Genomic DNA, 10214 nt, shown 5'->3' with positions numbered 1-10214 from the left:
AGCTCTACTGGCTTAGTTCACTAGCACACTGTTGAGTTCTCAAGCAACACACCCCGAATCACACCACACACGCGGCCTTATCCGAAGCAGTCATTCCTAGCAGTTTTTGATGGAACACCCACTCAATCACCTGAAGTGAGAGCTTGGTTCGTGTCCCGGTCGGCCACCCGGTTTCCCTGGCGACTTGGAGAACTTTACATGGCCGGAAACCCCCGAAAACAGGGGGGTACCTTAACGGCATTTACACAGGTCAGAGGCTATAAACGGGGTCGATCCCGGTGATCGCCCCGGGAGCACCCAGGTGAACACCGGGGAAGAAACATTGCTCCGAGTACATTGCACCGTATTGAACTCCCAGATTGCTCCGATTAGCGTCGGTTTCATGAGCACTGCGGAACTCGACGGCATCACCGTCGCCTACGACGACCTCGGCAGCGGGTTGCCCGTCGTCCTCGTCCACGGCCACCCCTTCAACCGTTCGATGTGGCGTCCCCAGGCCGAGCGCTTCAGCCGGGAGGGCTACCGGGTCATCACGGCGGACCTTCGCGGGTACGGCGAGACCACGGTCGTCCCAGGCAAGACCGGGCTCGACGTCTTCGCCGCGGACATCGCTCAGCTCGCCGATCACCTGGGCATCGAGCGATTCGTCCTCGGTGGCCTCTCCATGGGCGGGCAGATCGTCATGGAGTTCCACCGCAGCTATCCCGACCGTGTCGCCGGGCTTCTGCTCGCGGACACCTCTCCCCAAGGGGAGACCGAGGAGGGCAAGCGCGTCCGCAACGGCATGGCGGACCGGATCCTCGCGGAGGGACTGAACCCGTACGCGGAGGAAGTCCTGACGAAGATGGTCTCCCCGGAGAACGTCCGCACGATGCCGGACGTGGCGGCGCACGTCCTGGAGATGATGCGCACGACGCCGAGGGAGGGCGCGGCGGCCGCGCTCAGGGGCAGGGCCGAGCGCCCCGACTACCGGGACAGCCTCACCCGGGTGCGAGTGCCGAGCCTCGTCGTCGTCGGGACCGAGGACGAGTTCACGCCGGTCTCGGACGCCGAGCTCATGCATGAACTCATGCCGGGCTCCACCCTGGCGGTGATCGAGGGCGCCGCCCACCTGCCTAATCTGGAGCGCGAGGCCGAGTTCAACACCGTGTTCGCCCAGTTCTTGGCAGTGTCCACCCAAAGGATGACCAAGTGATGCCCTCCCTGTCCCAGAAGACCGTTTTCGTGACCGGTGCCAGCGCCGGGTTCGGCGTCGAGATCGTCCGCCGGTTCGCCGCCGACGGCGCCACAGTCGTCGCGGCCGCGCGTAGTAAGGACCGGCTCGACAAGCTGGCCGACGAGCTGGGCGAGAAGGTCCTCCCCTTCGAGTTCGACGTCCGGGACGCCGACGCGGTGTCCGCGCTCCCCGGCACGCTGCCACCCGAGTTCGCCGAGGTCGACCTGCTGGTCAACAACGCCGGCCTCGCGAAGGGGCTCGAGCCCGCACACCGCGCGAAGCTCGACGACTGGGACCAGATGATCGACACGAACATCAAGGGGCTCGCGCATCTCACCCGCGCGTTGCTGCCCGGCATGGTCGAGCGCGGCCGCGGGCACGTGATCAACATCGGTTCGGTCGCGGGCTCCTACCCGTACCCCGGTGGCAACGCCTATGGGGCGACCAAGGCGTTCGTGCACCAGTTCAGCCTCAACCTGCGCGCGGACCTCCAGGGCACCGGCGTCCGGGTGACCAACGTCGAGCCCGGTCTGGTCGGCGGGACGGAGTTCTCCGTCGTCCGGTTCGAGGGCGACCAGAGCAAGGCCGACGACGTCTACGAGGGCACGACGCCGCTGACGGCCGCCGATGTCGCCGAGTCCGTCTTCTGGGCGGCTTCGCAGCCGGAGCACGTGAACATCAACGTCATCGAGTTGATGCCGGTGGCGCAGAGCTTCTCCGCGCTGCATATCCATCGGTCGGAGTGAGCCAGTCAGGCGCAGCTTGTCCGTTGAGGGTGGTGGCGGGGAGACCGAAGAGGTCGAAGAGCGCCTGCTGCTCCGGGCTCCGCTCGGTCAGCAGGCGCCGGGTCCGCGGGCGGCCGCCGGTGGACGGATAGCGCAGCACCGTCTCCCCTATCCCCGCGAGATTGTCCATCAGTTCGCGGACCGACAGGTTCATCCCGGCGCGGTCGGCCTCGCGCCGCATGAGGTGCGTGACCGTGGACGCGAGCACCGTGACCAGCGTGTGCACCGCTATCCGGTGGGGGGTCCAGTCCCAGCGCGGAGCCGGGCCGGTGACGGCGGGACCGGTCAGCCAGCGGAACGTCGAGTCGAGGTGGGTCCGGGCCCGGTACGCGGTGACGACCTCGGACACCGGCCAGTCGTGGTCGGTGACCAGCACCTGTTTGCCGAAGAACTCGTCGTGCAACCGTGACACGGCGGCGTCGTCGACCTTCCAGGCCAGCCGGATCTCCCCCGGCTTCGTCCCGGTCAAGGCAGGGGAGAGCACCCGTTCGACGCGGCGGCCGCGGGTGATCCGTGCGATTTCGGCGTTCACCTGGCTCCGGTCACCTCGGTACGTGCCCGCGGCCAGTGCGGCGTCGAGGCCGGCGAGTTCGCGCGTCGCGGTGCTCAGTTCCTCGCCGAACGCGCGGGCCTGAGCGTTGTGCAGGGTCTCCGAATGGGTCAGGATCACGCGCCGCCGCACGCCCGCGACCACGGCTCTGGTGTCGAGGGCGGTCAGCCCGGCGAAACGCTCCGGATCGACGGGCTCGCGTGCGGACGGCGGTTTCGCCAGCAACTCCGGATGCTCCGAGAGCGGGAGCGCACCGACGAAATGCCGTCCGAGGTCCAGTTGCGCGGCCTGTCCCGCAGTGAAGACCAGCGTGACGGGGTACAGCGAACGGAGATCGTCGGCGAGCGCGGCGAACGGCGGCGCCCCGTCCCTCGGATACACGTGCGACGCCAGCGGGATCGCGCCGTCCTTGGTCACCACCAGGCCGAGCCCGGCGAGTTCGCAGCGGCACGGGTCGGCCGTGGTGAAGGTGGCGAACTGCGGCACGTCGACGGCGAGCGCGGCGTTCCCCGTGCCCAGCCAGGAGAGCACCGCGTCGGCGATGGTGGTCTCGATCCGCGCGATCCGTTCCGGGGTGAGCCGTTGCAGTGCTCGCCGATGATTCGCCAGGTCGGCCTTGAGGAATTCGCTCGCGACGCTGTCCTCCCACCAGGTGGCCAGGTCCGTGTCCGGTGCTGTCGCCCGGTGCAGGACGGCGAGCGCGAGATGTGTCCCCAGTGTGGTCGCGGCGCGCTGGGCTCCGACGGCTTCGTCGACCCGGCGCACGAAATCGAGCCGTCGCAGAGTGGCCCACACCGCCGCGACGTCACCGAAGGTCCGGTGACGCGCTTCGCCGGGAGCGGAGACGTCGCCGTCCATCGCGCGCCCGATCTCCTCGGCCGTGCCGAGGTAGCGCTGCGACACGACCCTGGGCTTGCCCTCGACCCGCGCGGAGGTGACGAGGTAGTAGTACGTCCGCCCCCCGACCTTCTTGCCGATCACCGAAGCCACACTTTAGGTAATACACTCCGGCCCGGCGATCGGCAACCAAGATCAAGCTCTGACCAGCGGAAACAGTGACCGTCCCCACGGGGGCGACGCGGTGGCGGGATGCGCACTGGCAGGTGGAGCGAGTCCGGCCATAGCGTGCGGGAATGGCATCGGATGCAGACGCGAACGCCCCCACCACCTCGGCGATGCGCCGGGCGCTCGCCAGGGCGCGCGACGGGAAGACCCTCGACCTCACCGAGGCCTCGATCCTGCTCCAGGCGCGCGGCGACGACCTCAAGACGCTGTCCGAGCACGCCTCCCGGGTCCGTGACGCCGGACTCGTCGCGGCGGGCCGTCCGGGCGTGGTCACCTACAGCCGTTCGGTGTTCATCCCGCTGACCCGGTTGTGCCGGGACCGGTGTGGTTACTGCACCTTCGCGACCGTCCCCGGCCGGGTCGAGTCGCCGTTCCTCTCCCCCGACGAGGTCCTCGACATCGCCCGCAAGGGTGCCGCGATGGGGGTCAAGGAAGCGCTGTTCACCCTCGGCGACCGTCCCGAAGACCGCTGGAAGGCGGCGAAGGACTGGCTCGACGCGCACGGGTACGACGACACGCTGTCCTACGTCCGGGCGATGGCGATCCGGGTGCTGGAGGAGACCGGTGTCCTGCCGCACCTCAACCCGGGTGTGCTGACCTGGCAGGACTTCCAGCGGCTCAAGCCGGTTTCGGCGTCGATGGGCATGATGCTGGAGACGACGGCGAAGCGGCTGTACACCGAGAAGGGCGGCCCGCACTACGGCTCGCCCGACAAGGACCCCGACGTCCGCCTGCGGGTGCTGGAGGACGCCGGCCGCAGTTCGGTGCCGTTCACCACGGGCATCCTGATCGGTATCGGCGAGAACTTCTCCGAACGCGCCGATTCGCTGTTCGCGATCCGCAAGGTCGCGAAGACCTACGGCGGCATCCAGGAAGTCATCGTCCAGAACTTCCGCGCGAAGCCGGACACCAAGATGCGCGCGACCCCGGACGCCGATCTCGAGGAACTCGCCGCGACCATCGCCGTCGCGCGACTCGTGCTCGGGCCGAAGATGCGCATCCAGGCGCCACCGAACCTGATCGGCCAGCAGTACGAACTGATGCTGAACGCCGGGATCGACGACTGGGGCGGCGTCTCGCCGCTGACCCCCGATCACGTGAACCCCGAACGCGCGTGGCCGCAGATCGACGAGCTCAAGCGCCGCACCGAGGCACTCGGCTTCACCGTGCGCGAGCGGCTCCCGATCTACCCGGAGTACGTCAAGACCGGCGAACCATGGCTGGACCCGCGGATGAACGCGCATCTCGCGCCGCTGACCGACGCCGAGACCGGACTCGCGATCGAAGAGGCCATCCCGGTCGGTATCCCGTGGCAGGAGCCGGACGGCGGGTGGAAGGAGGCCGGGCGCACCGATCTGCACGTCGAGGTCGACACGGTCGGGCGCACGGAAGACCGCCGCAGCGACTTCGACTCGGTCTACGGCGACTGGGCCGAGATCAAGGGCAACATCAAGACCGCGCCGCAGCGGTTCGACCTCGACATCCGGGATGCCCTGCGCAGCGCGGAAAAGAACCCCGCCGGACTCTCGGACGACGAGGCGCTGGCGCTGCTGCACGCCGACGGGCCGGAGCTCGACGCCTTCACCAAGATCGCCGACGACCTGCGGCGCGAGGTGAACGGCGACGACGTCACGTTCGTGGTCACGCGGAACATCAACTTCACCAACGTCTGCTACACCGGCTGCCGGTTCTGCGCCTTCGCCCAGCGGCGCACCGACGCCGACGCGTACACGCTTTCGCTGGAGCAGGTCGGCGACCGGGTCGACGAGGCGTGGGCCGCGGGCGCGACCGAGATCTGCATGCAGGGCGGCATCCACCCGGATCTGCCGGGGACCGCGTACTTCGACCTCGCGGCCGAGGTGAAACGCCGTCAGCCGGATATCCACCTGCACTCGTACTCGCCGATGGAGGTCGTCAACGGCGCTTCGCGGACGAACCTCTCGATCGAGGACTGGCTGTCGCGCGCGAAGGAGGCCGGTGTCGACTCGCTGCCGGGCACGGCCGCGGAGATCCTCGACGACGACGTCCGCTGGGTGCTGACGAAGGGCAAGCTGCCGACGTCGGAATGGATCAACGTCGTCACCACCGCGCACAAACTCGGCATCACCACGACGTCGACGATGATGTACGGCCACGTCGACACGCCGTCGCACTGGGTCGGGCACCTGAAGCTGCTCGCGAAACTGCAGCGGGAAGGCCTGGAGCGCAACGGGCGGCGCGGGTTCAGCGAGTTCGTGCTGCTGCCGTTCATCCACCAGAGTTCCCCGATCTACCTCGCCGGACTCGCCAGGGCGGGGACGACGCTGCGCGAGAATCGCGCGGTGCACGCGCTGGCCCGGCTGCTGCTGCACGGAACGATCGACAACATCCAGAGTTCGTGGGTGAAACTCGGCGAAGAGGGCAGCCGCGCCGTTCTCCAGGGCGGGGTCAACGACATCGGCGGAACGCTGATGGAGGAGACGATCAGCCGGATGGCGGGGGCGGCCAACGGGTCGTACAAGACGATCAGCGACATGCGCGCGATGGTCGAACCGCTGGGCCGTCCGCTGCGGCAGCGGACCACCGAGTACGGGACGCCGACGGCGGAACGGATCGCCGCCGCCCAGGCGTCCGACGGCGTCGCGACCGCGGTGCGGCGGCCGCTGCTGCCGCTTGTCACCAGCTGACGAAAGCTCCCTGACGGCCCCCTTATTCACATAAGGGGGCCGTCACGTTCCGTGTGGCCCCGATCACAAGGCGCGGGGGTCACGGGCGTTTTCTGTGCTAAACCCGAGAATCACTTCCGGGCAGCCGAGAGGACGTCGATGATCGCGAGCGCAGTCCAGGTGGCCGACACCGCCCGCTATCCGTTGTCCGAGCCGGGAAGCCAGGCGTGGCGCGAAATCGTGTCCCGGACCCGTGCCGAACTGCGGGAAACAGGTTGCAGTGTGCTGGCCGACTTCATCCGTCCCGAGTTGCGCGACGTCCTTCGCCACGAAGGCGCGAAGATCGCTCCGGAGGCGTACGCGAAGGTCGAACGCGTCAACGCCTACAACATCGCCATCGACACTCCGCTGCCCGAGGGGCACCCCGGTCGCACGATCATGGAACGCGGCAACGCTTTCGTGGCGCGAGACCGGATCCCGGCGACCGCGGTCATCCAGCACCTGTACGCGAGCCGCGAGTTCCAGCGGTTCGTGGCCGACTGCTTCGAGCTCCCCGAACTGCACGAACTCGCCGATCCCCTGGCCGGTCTGGTGCTCAACGTGATCGAACCGGGCCGCTCGCATCCGTGGCATTTCGACACCAACGAGTACACGGTCAGCATGCTCACACAGGAAGCGGCCGAGGGCGGCGTCTTCGAGTACTGCCCGAACATCCGCTCCGAAACGGCGGAGAACTTCGACGACGTCCGTGCCGTGCTCGCGGGTGAAGGGGATCACCTGATCCGACGACTCACTCTGCGTCCTGGCGATCTTCAGCTGTTTCGCGGACGCTTCGCGCTGCACCGGGTGAGTAGTGTTCAAGGGGCAGTCGCCCGCCATTCCGCGATCTTCGCGTACAGCGAGCGTCCTGGGGTCATCGGCAGTCCGGAACGGACGAGACAGCTGTTCGGCCGGGTCCTGCCGGAACACGTCGCTTCCGCGGCGGTCCGGGGCGATCAGCTGCTCGACTAAGAACCTGTTGGCGGAGCTGAAGAAGTACCTGAAAGGTGACCACAAGCGTGAACCCCGCACCCTCCATAGCGAGGCCTTCGGCCGTCGCGGGTTCACCGACAGACACTCAGTCAGGAGCTTGGCCGTGCCATTGGATTCGACCGGCAAGATCTCTTTCGATCATATCTACACCGAGCCCGATCCTCGTGCGTTCTTCGGCACCTTGCGCAGACTGGACTACTCCATCCCTCAACAGGCGAGGGCCTACTTCGCGAAACTGATCGACGAGTACCGCGCGAAGACCGACGTCAAGGTCCCGACGGTGCTCGACCTCGGCTGCTCCTACGGCGTCAACGCGGCGCTGCACCGCTGTGACACCTCGATGGAGCGGCTCTACGACCACTACCGGGACAGCGAAGCGCTGAGCCGGGACGAACTGATCGCGCGCGATCGGCGGATGGTCGAGAAGCTCGCCATCAGCGATGAGGTCCGCTTCATCGGCCTCGACGCCTCCGCGCCCGCGTTGGACTACGCGCTCGCCGCGGGTTTCATCGACGACGCGATCCACGCGGATCTGGAGAGCGAAGATCCGACAGAGGAGCAGCGCGCGCTGCTGGGTGAGGTCGACATCGTCATCTCGACCGGCTGCGTCGGCTACGTCACCGAGAAGACCCTCGTCCGGATCGCGCGGGAGAACCGGCCGTGGATGGCGCATTTCGTCCTCCGGATGTTCTCCTACGCTCCGGTCGCCGAGTGCCTCGCCGACCTGGAGTACGACACGACCGGGGTCGACGGCGTCTTCCAGCAGCGAAGGTTCGCTTCGGACGAGGAACGGTCACAGATCCTGGACAATCTGTACGTCGCGGGTGTCGACCCGCGTGGGCTGGAGACCGACGGCCGGCTGTACGCGCGGCTGTTCGTCTCCCGCCCGAACGGTGCGGCCGGCGAACTCGCCTCCGCGCTGAACGCCCTTCCCCTTCGAGATCAAGGATGATCGTGAGCAGTCCGGAACTGTCCACCCGCACGTTCGGCAACGAGGATCTCCTGCCGAGGGTCCCCGTCCCCAGTCTGGAGGACACCTGCCGCCGGTTCCTCGAATGGTGCTCGCCGCTGCTCACCCCCGGTGAGCTCGCTGAGACCGAAGGCGCCGTCACCGAGTTCCTCGCAGCAGGAAGCCCGGCGCACGAACTGCAGAGCGCGCTCGAGGCCTACGACAAGCGCGAAGGCGTCCGCAGCTGGCTCGACACCTTCTGGCCGTACCGCTACCTCGGCCGCCGCGACCGGATCGCGCTCAACGCGAACTTCTTCTTCCTGTTCACCGAATCCCCGCTGGGACAGCTGGAACGCGCGGCCGAGCTGGCGGCGTCGGCGGTGGACTACAAGCTGAAACTGGACGAGGAGCTGGTGCCGCCGATCGTGCCGCGCGGGCGGCCGCAGTCGATGGTGCAGCACAAGTACCTGTTCTCGGCGACGCGGATCCCCGGTGCCGTGCAGGACACCGCGCGCACGCCGTACCGCGAGGACTGGCCGGGGCCGTCGAGGGCGCGGCACATCGTGGTGTTCCACCGCGACACCCCGTTCCGGATGGACGTGATCGCGCCGGACGGCCGCCCGTACTCCCCCGAACAGCTGGTCGCGGGGCTGCAGGTGATCGTCAAGTCGGGGAACTTCATCGAAGACCCGCGGACCTCGGCCGGGCATTTCACCACCAAGGCCAGGGCGGAGTGGGCGGCGACACGGGAAGCGCTGCTCGCCGCCGGGAACGCGGCCGCGCTCGACGACATCGAGACGGCGTTGTTCTGCCTGTGCCTGGAGGACTTCACGCCGGCGGACACGCAGGAGGCGTGCGACAAGCTGCTGCACGGCGACAGCGGGAACCGCTGGTTCGACAAGGCCGTGTCGCTGATCGTGTTCGAGGACGGCACGGCGGGGATCAACGTCGAGCACTGCGAACTCGACGGGACTACGATCCTCGGGTTCACCGACGAACTGCTGAGCGGGACCAGGCTGGAACGGCCGCCCGCCGACGGCGTCCCGGCGTCCGAGGTCATCGAATTCGTCCTAGGTGACGCACTGCGCGAGGACGCCCGTGCCGCGGCGGTGGCCTTCGCCGAGTACGCCGACGCGACCGCTACGAAGACGGTGTCCTTCACCGACTTCGGCGCGAAGCGGGCGAAGGAGCTGGGGATGTCCCCCGACGGCTTCGCGCAGATGGCGTATCAGCTCGCGCACAAGCGGGCGAAGGGGATCACCGGCACGACGTACGAGTCGATCGCGACGCGGCAGTACCAGAACGGGCGCACCGAAGCGATGCGGGTGGTGACGCCCGAGGTGCAGTGGTTCGTCCAGGTGATGGAGGATCCGCAGGCCGACCGGCAGACACGTCAGGCCGCTTTCCGCGCGGCAGCCGCGAAGCACGTCACACGGGCGAAGGAATGCCAGGCGGGCGAGGCGCCGGAGCAGCACCTGTGGGAGCTGCAACTGATCCAGAAACGGCGCGGCGTCGAGGAGCCCCCGGCGCTGTACTCGTCGCCGGGCTGGTTGAAGATGCGCAACGACTACCTGAGCACCAGCTCGGCGCCGTCGGTGAACATCCGGTACTTCGGCTTCGGGTCGACCAGCCCGCAGTGCATCGGCGTCGCGTACGTGCTGCTGCCGGACTCGCTGAATCTGTACCTGTGCACGCCGAAGCACGTGGCGCACGAGATGGAGCTGTTCGCGGCGGAACTCGCGACCGCCATCCGTGAGCTGCAGGAGTTGCTCGCCTAGTACGGTTCAGCCGTGCTGGGGAAGCGCCGGGAACGACCCGGCACCCTCTCGACTGTCCACAAGGGACACTGTCCGCGAAGTTGGTGTCCGGTTCAGGTGGACTGTGCGATTTCGCGAGGGGTCGTGGGGGGGGGGGGGGGGGGTGCCCCCCCCCCTCCACCCCACCCACCCCCCACAACAACAAACCAGCCACC

General features: G+C 67.9%; 7 protein-coding genes. 6 read left to right on the top strand and 1 reads right to left on the bottom strand.

The features are described 5' to 3' along the window. Positions 1–382 precede the first annotated feature (382 nt). Complete coding sequence (locus ACZ6DT_RS26745) at positions 383–1195, top strand: alpha/beta fold hydrolase (protein ID WP_465600043.1); 813 nt, start codon at positions 383–385, stop codon at positions 1193–1195. 8 nt (positions 1196–1203) lie between these two features. Continuing rightward, entirely contained in the window at positions 1204–1962 is a 759-nt protein-coding gene (locus ACZ6DT_RS26740) for an SDR family oxidoreductase (RefSeq protein ID WP_465600069.1), read from the top strand. Here the strand turns inward: ACZ6DT_RS26740 and ACZ6DT_RS26735 are convergent. Beyond that, positions 1901–3541 (bottom strand): IS1634 family transposase, encoded by a 1641-nt coding sequence (locus tag ACZ6DT_RS26735; protein WP_465600041.1) that lies wholly within the window; start codon positions 3539–3541, stop codon positions 1901–1903. The two genes, ACZ6DT_RS26740 and ACZ6DT_RS26735, sit on opposite strands and share 62 nt — an antisense overlap. Before the next feature lie 185 nt (positions 3542–3726). Here ACZ6DT_RS26735 and ACZ6DT_RS26730 point away from each other — a divergent pair, with 185 nt between their 5' ends. The 4 genes from ACZ6DT_RS26730 to ACZ6DT_RS26715 all read left to right on the top strand — a co-directional run bounded on the left by ACZ6DT_RS26730 (position 3727) and on the right by ACZ6DT_RS26715 (position 10020). Further along, on the top strand, positions 3727–6282 hold the full coding sequence (locus ACZ6DT_RS26730) for a bifunctional FO biosynthesis protein CofGH (protein WP_465600067.1): 2556 nt from the start codon (positions 3727–3729) through the stop codon (positions 6280–6282). A 138-nt stretch (positions 6283–6420) separates the two neighbouring features. Beyond that, a complete protein-coding gene (locus tag ACZ6DT_RS26725; protein WP_465600039.1) occupies positions 6421–7272 on the top strand; it encodes a HalD/BesD family halogenase in 852 nt (283 codons plus the stop codon). A gap of 130 nt (positions 7273–7402) precedes the next feature. After that, positions 7403–8245 carry a class I SAM-dependent methyltransferase gene (locus ACZ6DT_RS26720; protein ID WP_465600065.1) on the top strand — a complete coding sequence of 281 codons (843 nt, stop codon included), beginning with the start codon at positions 7403–7405 and terminating at the stop codon, positions 8243–8245. Beyond that, positions 8242–10020: a choline/carnitine O-acyltransferase gene (locus ACZ6DT_RS26715; protein WP_465600037.1), complete on the top strand. Its 1779-nt coding sequence runs from the start codon at positions 8242–8244 to the stop codon at positions 10018–10020. The genes ACZ6DT_RS26720 and ACZ6DT_RS26715 overlap by 4 nt, the downstream gene beginning before the upstream one ends. The last annotated feature ends 194 nt before the right edge of the window (positions 10021–10214 follow it).

It is taken from the genome of Amycolatopsis sp. NPDC041971 (assembly GCF_055588925.1).
Note: the sequence above shows the minus strand (reverse complement) of the source record. Positions and strands in the feature narration are given on the sequence as shown.

What these genes read in the sequence shown, in the direction of transcription:
- ACZ6DT_RS26730 (WP_465600067.1), top strand. Translation starts at nt 3,727, where the DNA reads ATGCGCCGGGCGCTCGCCAGGGCGCGCGACGGGAAGACCCTCGACCTC.
- ACZ6DT_RS26745 (WP_465600043.1), top strand. Translation starts at nt 383, where the DNA reads ATGAGCACTGCGGAACTCGACGGCATCACCGTCGCCTACGACGACCTC.
- ACZ6DT_RS26715 (WP_465600037.1), top strand. Translation starts at nt 8,242, where the DNA reads ATGATCGTGAGCAGTCCGGAACTGTCCACCCGCACGTTCGGCAACGAG.
- ACZ6DT_RS26725 (WP_465600039.1), top strand. Translation starts at nt 6,421, where the DNA reads ATGATCGCGAGCGCAGTCCAGGTGGCCGACACCGCCCGCTATCCGTTG.